Source organism: Pseudomonas sp. NBB (genome assembly GCF_032701105.1).
GTDB lineage: Bacteria > Pseudomonadota > Gammaproteobacteria > Pseudomonadales > Pseudomonadaceae > Aquipseudomonas > Aquipseudomonas asiatica.
On sequence record NZ_CP103994.1, the window covers coordinates 4270414 to 4287774 of the forward strand.

General features: G+C 61.4%; 21 protein-coding genes. 6 read left to right on the plus strand and 15 right to left on the minus strand.

Annotated elements, in window-relative coordinates; translation table 11 throughout:
- Positions 1 to 3: 3 nt before the first annotated feature.
- The 11 genes from NY023_RS19865 to NY023_RS19915 form a co-directional block, all read right to left on the minus strand.
- Entirely contained in the window at positions 4 to 1113 is a 1110-nt protein-coding gene (locus NY023_RS19865) for a flagellar basal body P-ring protein FlgI (RefSeq protein WP_015271237.1), read from the minus strand.
- A gap of 12 nt (positions 1114 to 1125) precedes the next feature.
- A complete protein-coding gene (gene flgH / locus NY023_RS19870; RefSeq protein ID WP_013973620.1) occupies positions 1126 to 1821 on the minus strand; it encodes a flagellar basal body L-ring protein FlgH in 696 nt (231 codons plus the stop codon).
- A 50-nt stretch (positions 1822 to 1871) separates the two neighbouring features.
- Positions 1872 to 2657 (minus strand): flagellar basal-body rod protein FlgG, encoded by a 786-nt coding sequence (gene flgG, locus NY023_RS19875; RefSeq protein WP_013973621.1) that lies wholly within the window; start codon positions 2655 to 2657, stop codon positions 1872 to 1874.
- A 47-nt stretch (positions 2658 to 2704) separates the two neighbouring features.
- Positions 2705 to 3445 carry a flagellar basal-body rod protein FlgF gene (gene flgF, locus NY023_RS19880; protein ID WP_013973622.1) on the minus strand — a complete coding sequence of 247 codons (741 nt, stop codon included), beginning with the start codon at positions 3443 to 3445 and terminating at the stop codon, positions 2705 to 2707.
- A gap of 159 nt (positions 3446 to 3604) precedes the next feature.
- The gene (locus NY023_RS19885; RefSeq protein WP_013973623.1) at positions 3605 to 3775 is read right to left on the minus strand and encodes a hypothetical protein; all 171 of its coding nucleotides are present in this window, start codon (positions 3773 to 3775) and stop codon (positions 3605 to 3607) included.
- A gap of 142 nt (positions 3776 to 3917) precedes the next feature.
- On the minus strand, positions 3918 to 5240 hold the full coding sequence (gene flgE / locus NY023_RS19890) for a flagellar hook protein FlgE (RefSeq protein WP_013973624.1): 1323 nt from the start codon (positions 5238 to 5240) through the stop codon (positions 3918 to 3920).
- Between the two features lie 28 nt (positions 5241 to 5268).
- The gene (gene flgD / locus NY023_RS19895; protein WP_013973625.1) at positions 5269 to 5970 is read right to left on the minus strand and encodes a flagellar hook assembly protein FlgD; all 702 of its coding nucleotides are present in this window, start codon (positions 5968 to 5970) and stop codon (positions 5269 to 5271) included.
- A gap of 12 nt (positions 5971 to 5982) precedes the next feature.
- Entirely contained in the window at positions 5983 to 6426 is a 444-nt protein-coding gene (flgC, locus tag NY023_RS19900) for a flagellar basal body rod protein FlgC (protein WP_025340101.1), read from the minus strand.
- Positions 6427 to 6428: 2 nt separating this feature from the next.
- Positions 6429 to 6839 (minus strand): flagellar basal body rod protein FlgB, encoded by a 411-nt coding sequence (gene flgB / locus NY023_RS19905; protein ID WP_023661397.1) that lies wholly within the window; start codon positions 6837 to 6839, stop codon positions 6429 to 6431.
- A 349-nt stretch (positions 6840 to 7188) separates the two neighbouring features.
- Positions 7189 to 8016 (minus strand): protein-glutamate O-methyltransferase CheR, encoded by an 828-nt coding sequence (cheR, locus tag NY023_RS19910; protein WP_044047135.1) that lies wholly within the window; start codon positions 8014 to 8016, stop codon positions 7189 to 7191.
- 51 nt (positions 8017 to 8067) lie between these two features.
- Positions 8068 to 8997 (minus strand): chemotaxis protein CheV, encoded by a 930-nt coding sequence (locus NY023_RS19915; RefSeq protein WP_013973629.1) that lies wholly within the window; start codon positions 8995 to 8997, stop codon positions 8068 to 8070.
- 77 nt (positions 8998 to 9074) lie between these two features.
- On the opposite strand from NY023_RS19915, the gene flgA reads away from it, so the two are divergent.
- The 4 genes from flgA (at position 9075) to NY023_RS19935 (ending at position 11646) form a co-directional block, all read left to right on the plus strand.
- Positions 9075 to 9827: a flagellar basal body P-ring formation chaperone FlgA gene (flgA, locus tag NY023_RS19920; protein ID WP_013973630.1), complete on the plus strand. Its 753-nt coding sequence runs from the start codon at positions 9075 to 9077 to the stop codon at positions 9825 to 9827.
- Positions 9828 to 9991: 164 nt separating this feature from the next.
- Complete coding sequence (flgM, locus tag NY023_RS19925; RefSeq protein WP_023661394.1) at positions 9992 to 10306, plus strand: flagellar biosynthesis anti-sigma factor FlgM; 315 nt, start codon at positions 9992 to 9994, stop codon at positions 10304 to 10306.
- A 49-nt stretch (positions 10307 to 10355) separates the two neighbouring features.
- Positions 10356 to 10823, plus strand: coding sequence for a flagella synthesis protein FlgN (locus NY023_RS19930; RefSeq protein ID WP_013973632.1), 468 nt, complete (start codon positions 10356 to 10358; stop codon positions 10821 to 10823).
- Positions 10824 to 10902: 79 nt separating this feature from the next.
- Positions 10903 to 11646 carry a flagellar brake protein gene (locus tag NY023_RS19935; RefSeq protein WP_013973633.1) on the plus strand — a complete coding sequence of 248 codons (744 nt, stop codon included), beginning with the start codon at positions 10903 to 10905 and terminating at the stop codon, positions 11644 to 11646.
- 184 nt (positions 11647 to 11830) lie between these two features.
- Here the strand turns inward: NY023_RS19935 and NY023_RS19940 are convergent, their stop codons facing one another.
- The 3 genes from NY023_RS19940 to NY023_RS19950 form a co-directional block, all read right to left on the minus strand.
- A complete protein-coding gene (locus NY023_RS19940; RefSeq protein ID WP_044047136.1) occupies positions 11831 to 12676 on the minus strand; it encodes an IS3 family transposase in 846 nt (281 codons plus the stop codon).
- On the minus strand, positions 12673 to 13032 hold the full coding sequence (locus NY023_RS19945; protein WP_013973635.1) for a transposase: 360 nt from the start codon (positions 13030 to 13032) through the stop codon (positions 12673 to 12675). Before NY023_RS19945 ends, NY023_RS19940 begins: the two co-directional genes overlap by 4 nt.
- A 212-nt stretch (positions 13033 to 13244) precedes the next feature.
- On the minus strand, positions 13245 to 14585 hold the full coding sequence (locus tag NY023_RS19950) for an MFS transporter (protein WP_003257254.1): 1341 nt from the start codon (positions 14583 to 14585) through the stop codon (positions 13245 to 13247).
- 250 nt (positions 14586 to 14835) lie between these two features.
- Here NY023_RS19950 and NY023_RS19955 point away from each other — a divergent pair, with 250 nt between their 5' ends.
- Positions 14836 to 15420 carry a hypothetical protein gene (locus tag NY023_RS19955; protein ID WP_148265668.1) on the plus strand — a complete coding sequence of 195 codons (585 nt, stop codon included), beginning with the start codon at positions 14836 to 14838 and terminating at the stop codon, positions 15418 to 15420.
- Between the two features lie 24 nt (positions 15421 to 15444).
- On the opposite strand, the gene bkdR is transcribed toward NY023_RS19955, so the two are convergent.
- A complete protein-coding gene (bkdR, locus tag NY023_RS19960) occupies positions 15445 to 15930 on the minus strand; it encodes a Bkd operon transcriptional regulator BkdR (protein ID WP_012273540.1) in 486 nt (161 codons plus the stop codon).
- Positions 15931 to 16128: 198 nt separating this feature from the next.
- Between bkdR and NY023_RS19965 the strand changes: the two genes are divergently transcribed.
- Positions 16129 to 17361, plus strand: coding sequence for a 3-methyl-2-oxobutanoate dehydrogenase (2-methylpropanoyl-transferring) subunit alpha (locus tag NY023_RS19965; RefSeq protein ID WP_013973636.1), 1233 nt, complete (start codon positions 16129 to 16131; stop codon positions 17359 to 17361).

The window sequence follows — 17361 nt, forward strand, 5'->3', positions numbered from 1 at the left end:
TCCTCAGATCACGATCAGGTCGGCCTGCAACGCGCCGGCCTGTTTCAGGGCTTCGAGGATGGCCATCAGATCGCTGGGCGCTGCGCCCACCTGGTTCACCGCGCGGACGATTTCATCCAGCGTGGTGCCCGGGCCGAACTTGAACATCGGCTTGGCTTCCTGCTCGGCATTGACCCGCGAGCGCGGCACCACGGCGGTCTGGCCGTTGGAGAACGGCCCCGGCTGGCTGACGATCGGGTCTTCGGTAATGGTCACGGTCAGGCTGCCGTGGGTCACCGCGGCCGGCGACACCTTGACGTTCTGGCCGATGACGATGGTGCCGGTACGCGAGTTGATGATGACCTTGGCGACCGCCTGGCCCGGGTCGATCTCGAGGTTCTCGAGGATCGACAGGTAGTCCACGCGCTGGCTAGGGTCCATCGGCGCCGTGACCCGCACCGAACCGCCGTCCACGGCCTGGGCCACGCCCGGGCCGAGCAGGTCGTTGACCTTGTCGACGATGCGCTTGGCGGTGGTGAAGTCAGGGCGGTTGAGGTTCAGGGTCAGGCTGTTGCCCTGGTTGAAGCCGCTCGGCACCGCACGCTCGACGGTAGCACCGCCAGGGATGCGACCGGCTGACGGAACGTTGACGGTGATCTTCGAACCGTCACGGCCCTCGGCATCGAAGCCGCCCACCACCAGGTTGCCCTGGGCCACGGCATAGACGTTGCCATCGATACCCTTGAGCGGGGTCATCAGCAGGCTGCCACCGCGCAGGCTCTTGGAGTTACCAATCGAGGACACGGTAATGTCCACCACCTGGCCTGGCTTGGCGAACGCTGGCAGGTCGGCATGCACCGACACTGCTGCAACGTTTTTCAGCTGCACGTTACCGGAGCCGGCCGGCACCTTGATGCCGAACTGCGACAGCATGTTGTTGAAGGTCTGCAGGGTGAACGGCGTCTGGGTGGTCTGGTCACCCGTGCCGTTGAGCCCCACCACCAGGCCGTAACCGATCAGCTGGTTGGAGCGCACGCCAGAAATGCTGGCGATGTCCTTCAGGCGCTCGGCCTGGGCGCCAAAAGCACAGGACAGGAGCAGGGTTGCGGCAATCAGCTGCCTCACGTTGAACATGGTCATCCGTACTCAGAAAGGCCAAAGCGGGCTGATGAAGAAGCGGTCCAGCCACCCGGGCTGGCTGGCATCGGCGAACGAGCCGGTACCGGAATAGGTGATGCGCGCGTCGGCCACACGGGTGGACGGCACGGTGTTGTCGGTGGCGATGTCGTCGGCGCGGATCATGCCGGCAATGCGCACCAGCTCTTCGCCGGTGTTCAGGGTCAGCCACTTCTCTCCGCGCACGGCGATGATGCCGTTGGGCAGCACTTCGGCCACGGTCACGGTGATGGAACCGGTCAGGGTGTTGCCCTGGGTGGCCTTGCTGTCGCCCTTGGTGGCGCGCTCGCCGCTGTAGCCGGCCTCCAGCGACAGGTCACCGCTGCCGAATGGGTTGTTGGTGCTCGGCGTGCTGCCGAACAATGACGTCAGGCCGATGTTGGCGTTGCTGTTTTTCTGAATCTGCGAGCCGGCGTTCTTGCTGGCCGATGTGCGCTCGTTGAGGGTGATGGTGATGATGTCACCCACCCGGAACGCCTTGCGGTCGCTGTACAGGTTCTGCTCGAAACCGGCCTGGTAGATCGAACCGTTGTTGGCCGCTGCCGGCAACGGGGTGCGCGGCAGTACCGGCGCGTAGTACGGGTCGTTGGGCTTGGGCGTCGGCGCGACGCAGCCTGCCAGCAACACCGCCCCCCCCAGGGCGAAAACGGACAACAGACGATTCATGACGCTTACCTCACGGGTGCAACGGAGTGACGGGGTTAGAGCTGCCTGCTTCAGAGCTGTTGAGTAACGAACGACAGCATCTGGTCAGCTGTGGAAATGACCTTGGAGTTCATCTCGTAGGCACGCTGGGTGGTGATCATGTTTACTAACTCTTCCACGGTGCTGACGTTGGAGTTTTCCAGGGTCTGCTGCAGGGTGGTGCCGAACCCGTTCAGGCCCGGGGTGCCAACCTGCGGCGCGCCACTGGCGGCGGTCTCGAGGAAAAGGTTGTCGCCAATCGCCTGCAGGCCCGCCGGGTTGATGAAGTCGGCGGTCTGGATGTTGCCGATCACCTGCGCAGCCGGATTGCCGGCGGTGGTGATCGACACGGTGCCGTCCTGGCCGACGGTGAAGGTCTGCGCGTCGTTCGGCACGACGATGGCAGGCTCCAGCGCGTAACCGTTGGCGGTGACGATCTGGCCGTCGGAGTTCAGGTGGAAGGTACCGTCACGGGTATACGAAACTGTGCCGTCCGGTTGCAGGATCTGGAAGAACCCACGGCCGTTGACCGCCATGTCCAGTGGGTTTTCGGTAGTCTGCAGGCTGCCGGCAACGAAACTTTTCTGGGTGCCGACAATACGCACACCGGTACCGACCTGCAGGCCCGAGGGCAGCTCGCTATCCTGCGTAGACTGGGCGCCAGGCTGACGGCGGATCTGGTACAGCAGGTCCTGGAACTCGGCGCGGTCACGCTTGAAACCAGTGGTCGAGACGTTGGCCAGGTTGTTGGAAATGACCGTCAGGTTGGTGTCCTGGGCGGACAGGCCGGTTTTAGCGACCCAAAGAGCCGGAAGCATGTTGATTCTCCTCGTGCGCCTGTTTTACGGCACCCGTTCAAAAGTGATTAGCCGATTTGCAAAACCCGAGCCATGGCTTCGTCGCCTTCCTTGGCCGTATTCATCATCTTGACGTGCAGTTCGAACTGACGGGACAGCGCCAGCACCGAGGTCATTTCCTCGACGGCATTGACGTTGCTGCCTTCCAGGAAACCCGACACCACCCGCACGTTGACGTCGGCGTCGGCCGGCTGACCGTCGCGGGTATGGATCAAGCCGTCCAGGCCCTTGGTCAGGCCTTTGGTGTCTGGGTTGACCAGCTTGATGCGGTCGACCTCGGCCATCACCCGCGGGTCTTCACCCATGGAGCGAATGCTGATGGTGCCGTCGGCGCCCACTTCCACCTTCTGCTCCGGCGGAATGGCGATCGGGCCACCATTACCGATCACCGGCATGCCATTGCCGGCACGTAGCACGCCAAGGGCATCGATGTTCAAGCTGCCGGTACGCACGTAGGCTTCGCTGCCATCGGGCGCCTGCACGGCAATGAACCCCTTGCCGGTCACCGCCACATCCAGGTCGCGGCCGGTCTCGACCATTGGGCCCTCACTGAAGTCGGTGGCCGGGCGTTCGGTCATGGCAAAGGCGCGCGACGGAAAGCTGTCGCCGAACACCGGCATCGAACGTGCCTGCTCCAGGTCACGCTGGAAACCGTTGGTGGAAATGTTCGCCAGGTTGTTGGCGTGGGCCTTCTGCGCCAGCGCGTTCTGGCTGGCGCCGGTCATGGCCACATAAAGCAGTTTGTCCACAGCATCTCCTCTGCGCGTAGCTGCCGCGCTGTCACTGCGCAGGTCAAAGCAATAATCGAACCAACTCTGAAAGCCCTTGTTTACAGGGGGTTCAGCATGGTGAGGGGCAATAAACGTCAGTTTGTCGGCGGATGTTTGCCGCCTGCGGCAAGGGTTTGCTTAGAAGGTGCGGCAAGCGGCGTTGTTGTAGGGACCGGAATGGCGCACCCAGCCTTCGCCCGGGCTGCTGGCCGAGCACATGTAGCGACCGGTGGCCAGGCTTTGCCATTGGTAGAACGGGGCGGGAGCGGCGGCGAGCGGCAGGGCCATGGTCAACAGGATTGTGAGCATTAGCCGTTTCATGCGTTGGGACCTCGAGAATTTGGGGCCGCTTTGCGGCCCGTCGCGACACAAGGCCGCTCCTACAGGAACCGCGTGGGCATGTAGGAGCGGCCTTGTGTCGCGACGGGCTGCACGACAGCCCCAATGACCATCAGGCCATCTGGATGATGGTCTGCATGATGGTGCTTTCGGTGGAGATGGTCTTGGCATTGGCCTGATAGTTGCTCTGTGCCTTGATCAGGTTGACCAGCTCGCCGGTCAGGTCGACGTTGGAGTCTTCCAGCGCACCGCCACTGATCTGGCCAAGAGTACCCGTGTCCGGAGCGCCGATCACCGGCACACCCGAGGCGTAGGACTCTTGCCAGCTGGTACCGCCAATCGGCGTCAGGCCCTGCAGGTTGGCGAAGTTGGCGATGGCCACCTGGCCGATTACCTTGTCCTGGCCGTTGGTGAAGTTGGCGAACATGTTGCCGCTTTGATCGATGGTCAGGCCCGACAGCTCACCGGTAGCGAAGCCGTCCTGGCTCTTGGCGGTGGTGGCGCTTGCCGCGTTGTACTGAGTGGTGCCGAGCATGTCCAGGTTCACCCCGGCCAGGTTGGCAGTGGCGCCGTTCGGGCTCCATACGCCGGCAGCGTTCTTCTGCGCCGGGATCCAGTTGCCCAGGGTGAAGGTCTTGTCGGCAGCGATGGTCATGCCACCGGCTACCGGGCCTGCGGTCATGGCCGCGGTGTCCAGGGTGCCGTCAGACTTGAACGGCAGCTTGTTGGTCAGTGGCGTGGTCAAGGTCGGGTCGGCCGGGTTACGCCCATCGATGGTGGTGTACATGGTCCAGGAGTTGCTGCTGGCATCCTTGACGAAGTACTGGTTCAACTGGTGCGCGTTACCCTGGCTGTCGTAAACGTCGGTGTTGAATGTGTAGTTGTAGCTGCCGGTATTGGTGGGATCGAACGGCGTCACGGCCGGCGCGGTGGCACTGGAGTTCAGGTTGACGTTCTCGGAGATTTTTCCGGTCGGATTGGGCGTCAGGTTCGAGGTATCGATCCGCAGGTTGGTCAGCACGCCCTGCATGATCTTGCCATTGGCATCCACTGCATAACCTTGCAGGTTGGCGCCCGACGAGTTGACCACGTAACCATCCTTGTCGCTGTAGAACGCACCGGCACGGGTGTAGATCTTCGAACCGCCGTCGCTCATCACGAAGAAGCCGTTGCCATCGATGGCCATGTCCAAGGCCTGGCCGGTGCCGTTGATATTGCCCGGGGAGAACATCTGCGACACCGCAGCAGTCTTCACACCAGTGCCCACCACGGTCTTGCCGGCGCTGGTGCCGCGAATGGAGTTGGAATACTGGTCGGCGAATTCGGCACGCGACGATTTGAAGCCGGTGGTGGCAACGTTGGCAATGTTGTTGCCGGTAACGTTCAGGGCCTTGTTCGCTGCATAGAGGCCGCTAAGGCCGGTATTGAAAGACATGTGTAACTCCTGTCGTTTTGCTCAGGCCCTAGATGCCGATGCTTTGGATTTTGGAAAGCGCAACACTGCCCAGCCCAGCCAGGTTGAGCGTCATCTCCGAACCGTTGGTGCCCATGGTCACACTGGTGACCGAGGCCGGCAGGTTGGTGGTCATGGTGGTGGCCTTGCCATCGATCGAGGCGGTGGCCTTGAAGGTGTAGGCACCTGCTGCGACGGCTTCGCCGTCGTCATTCAGGCCATTCCAGGTAAAGTCGATCTTGCCGGCTTTCTGCGTACCCAGGTCGATGGTGCGCACCAGCTTGTCGTCCTTGTCGTAGATGCCCACCGAAGTGGCAGTACTGGACGACGTCAGATTGACCGTACCTTTCATTTCCTTGCTGGTGTCGACCAGAGCCTTGCTGGTCTCGACAATTACGTTGCGCCCGACCAGTGACGACGCCTGCAAGGCCTGGGATGACTGCAAACCGGCCGCGATACTGGTCACCGAATCATTCAGAGACTGCATGCTTTCGAGGCTGCTGAACTGCGCCAGCTGCGCCACGAACTCGCCGTTCTCCTGCGGGTCGAGCGGGTTCTGGTTCTTCATCTGGGTAACCAGCAACTGCAGGAATGCATCCTTGCCCAAGGCGCTGCCGGCGCTGCCTGTGCTGCTGTCGGTCTTCGACGTCTGCTTCTGCAGCGAGGTCAGGTACGCGCTACCGGCTTCGGTGGTGGAATTGGTGGTGGTCATGTCGGCTTCCTATCACTGCCCCAGGGTCAGGACTTTCTGCATCATGCTCTTGGCCGTATTCATCAGCTCGGCGTTGGTCTGGAACGCGCGGCTGGCGGAGATCATGTCAGCCATCTCTTCGACCACGTTGACGTTCGGGTAGTAGACGTAACCGTCCTTGTTCGCCGCTGGGTGGTTGGGCTCGTAACGGGCCTCCAGGTTGCTTTGATCCTCGACGATGCCTTTTACCTGCACGCCCTGCCCTGCCTCGCCCTGGTCTTCGAACAGCGACTGGCTACCGCCGGCCTGCGCGTCCTGGAAGGTGGTTGCGAACACCGGGTGGCGAGCGCGGTAGGTCTGGTCGATGCTCGAGGACACCGTCTCGGCGTTGGCGATGTTGGAAGCAACGGTGTTAAGGCGCGTGTTCTGCGCACTCATGCCGCTACCGGCAATGTTGAAGACACTGGAAAGGGACATGGTCATTCTCCCCGCAGGGCCGAAACCAGCCCTTTGAATTTACTGTTGAGCAAGGTGAAGCTGGCCTGGAAGCCGATGGCGTTTTCGGTGTAGTTCGATTGCTCGATCTGCGCGTCCACGGTGTTCTGGTCGATCGACGGCTGCGTTGGCGTGCGGTACTTGAGGGTATCGTCAACCATGGCCAGGCCCTCGGCCTCGATATGGCGGCTGTTGGTACGATCCAGGCTGAAACGGCCGCCGCTCTGCTGCTTGTCGCTCTCGGCAGCGAGCACCGAAGCGAAGTCCATGTCTCGCGCCTTGTAATTGGGCGTGTCGGCGTTGGCGATGTTGTTGGCCAGCACTTCGGCACGCTGGGCGCGGAAGCCCAGAGCCTTTTCGTGAATACCAAGCGCCTTGTCGAAGCTGATGCTCATGTCGGGGAAACCTTCGGAGGTTGACCGGAATATCGTTGGCCAAGGTGTAGCAAGGGCTGTGCCAAACAACCGAAAGCCCGGAAATACGGGCTTGCAGAGCGAGGTGCTGTCAGAGTGATGCCAGAAAAGCGGCAAAGGCCTTCCGCCTTCGGCCGCGAAAGCGGCAATTGCCGGGCGGCAGAAGCGGCAAAACAAAAATTTGACGTCAGCATTTCTCCTGCGCCGGCCTCTTCGCGGGTAAACCCGCTCCCACAGGTACCGCGCCGCCCCTGTAGGAGCGGGTTTACCCGCGAAGAGGCCGGCACAGGCAAACAAAAAGGCCGGCAACTTTCGCTGCCGGCCCTCTTGGTTACTTGGCCTGGTAGATGATCCCCGGACTGCACTGCACCATCTGGTAATGGTCCGGCAGCCCGTTCAGCGCCTCGGAAGCCCCGAGGAACAGATAGCCGCCCGACTTCAAGGTACTGTGGATACGTAACAGGATGTCCTTCTTCACCTGCGCCGAGAAGTAGATCAGCACGTTACGGCAGAACACCACATCGAACTTGCCCAGGCTGGCATAGCTGTCGAGCAGGTTGAACGAGCGGAACTCGACGCGGCTGCGAATCGCCGGCTTGACTGCCCAGCGCCCCGGCCCCTTGGTGTCGAAGTAGCGCTGCAGGCGCTCCTGGGACAAGCCACGGGCAATCGCCAGGCTGTCGTACTCGCCGGTCTTGCAGTTGGTCAGCATGGTGCCGGACAGGTCGGTGGCCACGATCTGCGCGCCCATCTTCAACTGGCCGAGGTTGCTGCGCTCGAACTCGTCGATAGCCATCGAGATGGAATACGGCTCCTGCCCCGACGAACAGGCCGCCGACCACATGCGCAGGCGCTGGCCAGGGTTGTTGCGGATGAACTCGGGGATGACCTTGTTCTTCAGCACCTCGAACGGGTAGGTATCGCGAAACCACAGGGTCTCGTTGGTGGTCATGGCATCGACCACCTGCTCGCGCAAGCCGCCGCGCGGTTGGGCCTGGATGCGCTGCACCAGTTCGCCCAGGCTCTTGATGCCCTGTTGCTCCATCAGCTTGTTGAGACGGCTGGAAACCAGATACTGCTTATTCTCGCCCAGCAGGATGCCACAGGCTTTCTCCAGGAAGACCCGGAACTGTTCGAAATCCAAATTACCCGTAGACACTACTGCCGCCTCTTTTCAATCACTGGTGCCGGGGGCCTGCCCCCGGCTGCTTCAATGCGCCGCCTTGATCCGGTCGACCACCCGCTGGGCCAGGTCGTCCGGCTTGAACTTGGCCAGGAAGTCATCGGCACCGACCTTCTTGACCATCGCCTGGTTGAACACCCCGGAAAGCGAAGTATGCAGGCAGATGTGCAATTTTTGCATGCGTGGGTCACTGCGGATCTCTGCCGTTAGCGTATAGCCGTCCATTTCCGGCATTTCAATGTCCGAGATCATCATCAGGAACTCTTCTTCCGGCTTCTTGCCCTCATCCACCAGCTGGCGCAGGTAGTTCAGGGCCTGACGGCCGTCATTGAGCGCCACCACCTCGACCCCCACGGTCTGCAGGCAGCGGCTGACCTGTTTGCGCGCCACCGACGAATCGTCGACGGTGAGCACCCGCAGCAGCACGGCCTTGTCCTGCACCTCGGCATCGATCACACCAGCCGACACCGACTCGGAGGACGGCGCCACTTCGGCCAGCACCTTCTCCACATCGATGATCTCGACCATGCGGTTGTCCACCCGGGTGACCGCGGTCAGGTAGTGGTCGCGGCCAGTGCCCTTGGGTGGCGGATGGATCTCTTCCCAGTTCATGTTGACGATGCGCTCCACCGAATGCACCAGGAAGCCTTGGGTCTTGGTGTTGTACTCGGTGATGATCACGAAACTGTTGCGCGTGTCTTCCTGCAGCGGCCGCAATCCGGTGGCCATCGACAGGTCGAGGATCGGGATGGTCGCCCCGCGAATATTGGCAACCCCACGCACCACCGGGTGCGCCTTGGGCAGCAGGGTCAGCGCAGGGCATTGCAGCACTTCCCTGACCTTGAATACGTTGATGCCGTAAAGCTGTTCGCCATTGAGGCGGAACAGCAGCAATTCCAGGCGATTCTGCCCCACCAGCTGCGTGCGCTGGTTGACCGAATCCATAACACCTGCCATGCCAGACTCCTTTATGTTTCAGCCTTTCGTTGCAACTCAGGTAGCGAGTCGGCACGGGCTTTGCTTTTTTGAGCGCCATGTACACGAAAACGACATTTTTCCGACGACTGACGCGCCTGCTGACTGGCTCGCTGGCCATGCTGTGCCTGCTGGTGCCCGGCGCTCGCACGGTAGCGGACGCGTTTACCTTGCCTGAACAACTTATCGGTGTCACTCAAGGGTTTCTTGAATTCAGCGTCGAAGATTATCTGGCCACCACCCAGACCGCCGGCCGTTACGAGATCCAGGTCAACCCGCTGGACCCGCGCCTGCGCATGCCGCTGTGCAGCCAGCAGCTGGACGCCTCGCTTGAAAGCCCGGCCCAGCCGTTGGGCCGCGTCACGGTGAAGGTGCGCTGCGAAGGCTCGGCGCCCTGGACCGTGTTCGTGCCGGCCACTGTGCGGCTGTTCCGCGACGTGGTGGTGGTGACCCGACCACTCAAGCGCGACAACGTGGTGGGCGAAGGCGACGTGGCCCTGCGCGAGCGGGATGTCGGAACCCTGGGCCAAGGCTTCCTGACCGAACTGGAGCAGGCGGTGGGCATGAAGATGCTGCGGCCCACGGTGATCGACCAGGTACTCACCCCGCAACACCTGGAACAGGCCGAAGTGGTGCGCAAGGGCGACCACGTGGTGATCATCGCCCGCAGCGGCAGCCTGAGTGTACGCATGCCCGGGGAGGCCCTGAGCAAGGGTGGCCTGAGCGAACAGATCCGGGTGCGCAACCTCAATTCCAAACGGGTGATCAAGGCCAGGGTGACCGGCCCTGGACAGGTCGAGGTGAGTATGTAGCCAGCCCGTTGATTTGCGCTGGCGGTGAGGAACCGCTTTTCCTAAACTGTGTCAGAAAACGGGTTCGCGAGCTTGCTGACAGGCGGCTATGCATTTGTGCCTAAAGTTTCTTTCGGGTTGGCCGAAAACAAGGCAAGCGTCCAAATACCCAGAGGTTTCTGATCATGGTCATCGACTTCAGTCGTTTGAATAATTCTCCGTCCGTCACGGGCGGCGTGCGCGGTAACACCGCGTCCGGCAGCGCCGAAAAACCGGCAGCCAGCCAGGAAGCGGCAACCGGCACCAGCGCCAGCGGAGAAGCGGTACACCTCAGCCAAGAGGCCCAGCAGTTGCAGAAGATCAGCGACAAGCTGCGCGACGAGCCGGTGGTCAACAGTGCCCGTGTGGCCCAGTTGAAACAGGCGATCGCCGACGGCAGCTACCAGGTCGATGCCGGCCGGGTCGCCAGCAAACTGCTCGATTTCGAAGCCCAGCGCTGACCGTTCGGCGCGCTGACTTCACGGACGCTAGAAAAGCCAAGAGTTAGCCATGCACGACACCACCTTGCTGCAACTGATCGAAGATGACATTGCCCCGCTGCAGGAACTGCTTGACCTTCTGCAAAAGGAAGCGATCGCCCTGCATGGCCGCGACATGCCGCTGCTGGAACAGATCCTGGCGCGCAAGCAGTCGTTGATCATCTTGCTCGAGCAGCACGGCCAGCGCCGGAGCCAGTTGCTCGGCAGCCTGGGCCTGAGTGCAGATCGGGCAGGTGTGCAGGCGCTGGCTGCGCAATCGGCTCATGGCGATACGATGCTGCAGCGGCTCGACATGCTTTCGCAGCTGATGGACAGCTGTCAGCAGGTCAACCAGACCAATGGCCGGATCATCCAGGTGCAGCAGCACGTCACCAACAACCAGATCCGCATCCTCATGGGCGGAGACTCTCCGTCGCTCTACGACAGCCGCGGCAGCACCTCGCCGCTGGCCAAGCCACGAGCGCTCAGCCAAGTGTGATTTTTCTATCAAGGCACGGAACATACTGGCAAAATGCCGTTAATTGCGTGTGTCGCTTTTGCCTGGAGAACGATAAGCCGTGTTCAATGAATCCGATGCCCCGCAGCCGCCAAAGGTGCTGAACACCCCTTTGGAGATTGCGGCCAATTTGCGGCAGCTGCAGGAAAGCCACGACCCCCTGATCATCACCTTCCACGACCGCAGCCAGCGCTTCCAGAGCTACGTGGTGCACGTGGACCGTGAAAGCAACACCCTGGCGCTGGACGAGATGATTCCGCGCGATGGTGAGAAATTCATCGAGAACGGCGAACACTTCCGCGTCGAAGGCTTCCATGATGGCGTGCGTATCGCCTGGGACTGCAACCAGGCGTTGAGGATCAGCGAAGTCGACGGCCACCGCTGCTACCGCGGCGCCATGCCTCAGGAGATGACCTACCACCAGCGCCGCAATGCCTTCCGCGCCGCGCTGAAGCTATCGCAGCTGGTCGATATCATCCTCGATGGCACCCACCTCAAGGGCAACGGCGCCCTGCGTGGGAAGCTGCTGGACATCTCCGCCACCGGCTGCAAACTGCGCTTCGAAGGCAATGTCGAGGATCGCCTGCAACTTGGCCAGGTATATGAACGCTTCAAGGCAGGCACCCCACTGAGTCTGGTCGATACCATGGTCGAGCTGCGCCACCTGCACTATGAAGAGCGGATCAATACCACCTTTGCCGGGGTGCGCTTCCACAATCTCAACGGCCAGGCACAGCGCAAGGTCGAGAGTTTCGTCTATCAGCTGCAGCGCGAGGCGCGGCGGTTCGACAAGGACGATTATTGATCGTCGGCTGAATGAAAAAAAACGCCACCTATCAAGGTGGCGTTTTTTCATTTGTGATTCTCCTGTGCCGGCCTCTTCGCGGGCACGCCCGCTCTCATAGAGCTGCACATAACTCATTGAATTAGCGGGGATTCTGTGGGAGCGGCTTTGATCTGGTCAAGTAATTTTGGACACCGGTTAAGGTTCATGCCGCTGCCTTGAGCTTTTCCTCCATGGCTACTGGCGTTTCATAGCCGTTGTAGCTGTGGAGGCGCTTGAGGTTGTAGCGCATCAGATAAGCCTGGATATCCACTCGTGCTTGCGCTTCGGTCTCGTAACCCTCTGCCGGCACCCATTCTGATTTCAATGCTCCGAAGAATCGCTCCATGGCAGCGTTATCCCAGCATTGGCCTCGATGGCTCATACTCTGCTTCAAGTTGTACTCATCGAGCGCGGCTCTGAGTTTATGGCTGGTGTACTGACAGCCCTGGTCTGAATGAAACATTACGCCCGCCGGCCTACCCCGCGATTCAGCGGCCATGCGCAGGGCGTTACAAGCCAAGTTGGCATCTACAATCATCGAGAATGCCCAACCCACTACGCGACGGGCATAGAGGTCAATCACGGCGGCTAGGTACAGCCAGCGCCTGCCAACCTGGATGTAGGTCACATCGCCACACCAAACCTCATTGATCGCCGAAACCTTGAAATTGCGCTTCAGCTGATTCTCGGCGATCAACGCTTCTGCCCCTGATGACCGATAGCGGTGCGGCCTGCGCTGCTTGCACTTCAGGCCAGCTTCACGCATCAACGCACGCACTTTGTACCGCCCGACTTCATGGCCTTCATGCCGCAGCTCCTGCATGAGTGTTCGTGAGCCAGAAGCCCCTCGCGATGCGTTGAAGTGCTTGATTACCAGCAGGCGTAGAGCATCTCTGGCCGGGTTTTCACGTCCTTGCCGTTTGCGCCATGCATAGAAACTGCTGCGCTTAACCCCAAGCACGCGGCAGCAGTCGACAACAGGGTATTGCTCACTCAGCTCGTTGATCAGCGAGAACGATCTTTGGAGTCCCGAAGCAGGAGAGCACTGGCCTTTTTTAGGATTTCGATATCCCGATCCTTTTGCCGAACCAGCGCTTCGAGTTCTTCAATTCGTTGCTGCTCGGGAGTGATCGCTTTGGCTCCGGCCGGAACCTTGCCGGCTCTCTCTTCGCGCACCTGCTCAACCCAGCGGCGAAGCGCGGTAGGGCCCAGCCCAAGGGCTGCACAGCCCTCAGGAACTGACTGCCCGCCGTCCAGCACCATTTCAGCGGCTTGGACTTTGTATTCTCTTGAATAAGATTTACGCACTGATATTGCCTCCAATTGGGCGCCATCATAACGCCCGATGAAGGTGTCCAAAATCATTAGGCCAGTTCACTTTAGCCGCGAACACCGGCGCAGCCGGTGCCATGCACCGCGTTGGATTCTTCGCGGCTAAAGCCGCTCCCACAGGGTACGCGTACTGCTTGCGGATTCAGTTCTCTACGCGACAGATCTCCCACAGGTACAGCGCAAGCCTTGAGCCCGGCGCAACTTCATGTGGGAGCGGGCGCGCCCGCGAAGAGGCCGGCACAGGCCTACACCGACTTGCTGACCTCACCTTCCGGCTCAGGCTCCTTGTCAGCCCCCTTCTCCTCCGCCTCGGTATCCTCAGCCGCCACCGGTGCCTGCATTACCTCCTGCACCGTCTGCTCATCCACCCGTGGGTCCAGCGCCGCCGACAGTGGCGAACCGGCAGCCGGCATCGCAACGTGGCCCAAAGGCGCATCCTGCACCTGGTGCAGCCCGGTGACCGCCTTCGGACGAATGCGCCACACCAGCACCAGGGCAAAGAAGACGAAGAAGGCATACAGCATCTGCGGGCCCAGCACCTTCATCAGCACGCCTGCCGCCAGCGGCCCGATACACGCGCCCACACCGTAGGTCACCAGCAGCATCGCGGTCAGCGACACCCGCCGCTCGCTTTCCACATGGTCGTTGGAAAACGCCACCGCCAGCGGGTAGAGGCAGAACTGCAGCAACGAAATCACGAAGCCTATGCCGAACAGCAACTCCAGCGGCACACTGGGCAGCATTGCAAGTGGCGCCGAGGCCAGCGCCAACCCCACGGCCACGCTGCGGATCAGCACCGCCCGATCGTAGCGGTCAGACAACCAGCCCAGCGGCCACTGCACCAGCAGGCCGGCAAAAATGCAGCTACCCATGAACAGACCGACCTGCTCGGTAGTCATGCCCTGGCTGGAGGCATACAAGGGCGCCAGGCCATAGAACGAGCCGACGATCAGCCCCGAACCCAGCACCGTGCTGAGCGACTGCGGCACGCGCTTTATGAAGAACTTCGGCTCCATCGGTGCCGGGCGCAACGGCGCCGGGTGAATGCGCCGGGTCATGGCGACCGGTACCAGACACAGGGTGAAACACATGGCCACCAGCATCAGCAGCTCCAGGCCAAGCTGTGGGTGCACCACCAAAATCAGCTGGCCGAGCACCAGGCCCAGGTACGAGGCGATCATGTAGCCACTGAACACCGCGCCGCGGTGCTTGACGTCGGCCTGCTCGTTCAGCCAGCTCTCGATGACCATGTACTGGCACATCATCCCCAAGCCGACGATCATCCGCAGCCCGACCCAGGCCGGCAACCAGCTGGTCAGGCCATGGCCGAGCACCGCCGCGCCGACGATGCCGGCGCAAGTGGCATAGGCGCGAATGTGCCCTACCCGGCCAATCAACCGGTGGCCGACCTTGCCGCCTACCGCCAGGCCAAAGTAGTTGGCCGCCATCAAGGCACCCACCCACAGGCTGTCGACATGATCGGCTGCCAGGCGCAGGGCCAGGTAGGTACTGAGCAGGCCCGAGCCGATCAACATCATCAGCGCGGCGAAATACAACGACTGAAACGGCTTCCAGATATTTCGCATAAGTCCCTTGCGGCTCCCGGGTCAGGTGGCGATGGGTTGCAGACAAGCATAAGGGCAAATGCCAGGGAATGAGTGCGGTAGTGGGAAAAATGCTGTTGCCGGGGCGCGGCCGGTGCAGGTCATGTCGCGATCAGGCCTGTACGGCAGGCTGACAGGCCCCCGCTTCCGTTGGCTGAAACGCATCCATGTCCCAAGTCGACAGGCAGTGCCTTAGCCTGGGCTACCGCCTCGGCAATCATCGGAGACTTTCATGATAAGGGCCAATTTCACCGCTAAACTGCATAGCCGCCACCGTGGTCAGATCGTTGTTGCAGCCAACAACGTACACCCAGTTCTTGGCCTGGATGAGGACGGCTGGCTGTGCACGACAGCCGCGCGCAGGAGCGTGCCACGCAGTGCGGGTGAATTCCAACGACTTGCATTCCATTTCGAATTCATCGAGCACCGTGAAGACCGCACGCACTACTACATTACCTGCGCAGAACACTGGGCCTATATTGGCGCCAGGCTTGAAAGCAATTCCAATGGCTGGCTAGGCCTGTATGGTCCGCATGTGGCCGGGCGGGTCCGGGATGTGCTCAACGCCCCACATCCGTACAACCTGCTACGTACCCGGCCCTACTGGAAAATCGAAACGCTCCAGCCATGGGACGGCACAGTGGAGAGCGCCGGCCTTATTCCCTTCTACCTGCGGGACATGAACGGCTACCGTGTTGCGGAGTCGCTCTCGGACGATGTCCCGGTACTTGACCTGGGCCGTCAGTACTACCTCAACGCCGGCGAGCGTACCGGTGACGTGCTCGAATTCTTCCTGGGCGATATTCAGCTGACCTGACCAGCAAGCGCAGTACTCGGACGGCTACTCCCGCAAGGTCATGCCATTGGCCGGCAGCGGCAAGGCCGTCTTGTAGCGCACCTGCTTCAGGGCGAAACTGGAACGGATGTTGGCCACCCCTGGCAACCGCGTCAGGTAATCCAGAAACCGTTCCAGTGCCTGGATGCTGGGCAGCAGTACCCGCAACAGGTAGTCCGGATCGCCCGTCATCAGGTAGCACTCCATCACTTCGGGCCGCTCGGCAATTTCTTCCTCGAAACGGTGCAACGACTGCTCGACCTGTTTTTCCAGGCTCACATGGATGAACACGTTCACATCCAACCCCAACGCCTCGGGTGACAGCAAGGTCACCTGCTGGCGGATCACCCCCAGCTCCTCCATGGCCCGAACCCGGTTGAAGCAGGGCGTGGGAGACAGATTCACCGAGCGGGCCAGTTCGGCGTTGGTGATGCGGGCATTTTCCTGCAGGCTGTTGAGAATGCCGATATCGGTACGATCGAGTTTGCGCATGAGACAAAATCACCGGTTTTTTGTGTTTATGCGGAATTTTTATCTGCCCTGCCCGGCAAAGGCAACCAACTTGAGAGAAAAATTCTCCTGCCGGACCACTAAGATGTAGGGGACGCTGACCTACCAGTCACAAGCCGGTACTCAGCGGCGGCCGCTTCAGAGCTCACAAAAACAAATACCCGAGCGAGCGTAAAAAGCATGAACGAGTACGCCCCCCTGCGTTTGCATGTGCCCGAGCCTACCGGCCGGCCAGGCTGCCAGACCGATTTCTCCTACCTGCGCCTGAACGATGCAGGTCAAGCCCGTAAACCCCCAGTCGATGTCGACGCTGCCGACACCGCGGATTTGTCCTACAGCCTGATCCGCGTGCTCGACGAGCAAGGCGACGCGCAAGGCCCGTGGGCCGAAGACATCGACCCGCAAGTTCTCCGCCAGGGCATGCGCGCCATGCTCAAGACGCGGATTTTCGATAGCCGCATGGTGGTCGCCCAGCGCCAGAAGAAGATGTCCTTCTACATGCAGAGCCTGGGTGAAGAAGCCATCGGCAGCGGCCAGGCCTTGGCGCTGAACCGCACCGACATGTGCTTCCCCACCTACCGCCAGCAAAGCATCCTGATGGCCCGCGACGTGTCGCTGGTCGAGATGATCTGCCAGTTGCTGTCCAACGAGCGCGACCCGCTCAAGGGCCGCCAACTGCCGATCATGTATTCGGTGCGCGAGGCCGGTTTCTTCACTATCAGCGGCAACCTGGCGACCCAGTTCGTGCAGGCGGTCGGCTGGGCCATGGCCTCGGCGATCAAGGGCGATACCAAGATCGCCTCGGCGTGGATCGGCGACGGCGCAACCGCCGAGTCGGACTTCCACACCGCCCTCACCTTTGCCCACGTGTACCGCGCCCCGGTGATACTCAACGTGGTCAACAACCAGTGGGCGATCTCCACCTTCCAGGCCATCGCCGGTGGCGAGTCGACCACCTTCGCCGGCCGTGGCGTGGGTTGCGGCATTGCCTCGCTGCGAGTCGACGGCAACGACTTCGTCGCCGTGTACGCTGCCTCGCGCTGGGCCGCCGAACGCGCCCGCCGTGGCCTGGGCCCGAGCCTGATCGAGTGGGTCACCTACCGTGCAGGCCCGCACTCGACCTCGGACGACCCGTCCAAGTACCGCCCGGCCGATGACTGGAGCCACTTCCCGCTCGGCGACCCGATCGCCCGCCTGAAGCAGCACCTGATCAAGATCGGTCACTGGTCCGAGGAAGAACACCAGGCCACCACTGCCGAGCTGGAAGCCGCGGTGATAGCCGCGCAGAAGGAAGCCGAGCAGTACGGAACGCTGGCCAACGGTCACATCCCGAGTGCTGCCTCGATGTTCGAGGACGTGTACAAGGAAATGCCCGACCACCTGCGCCGTCAACGCCAGGAACTGGGGGTTTGA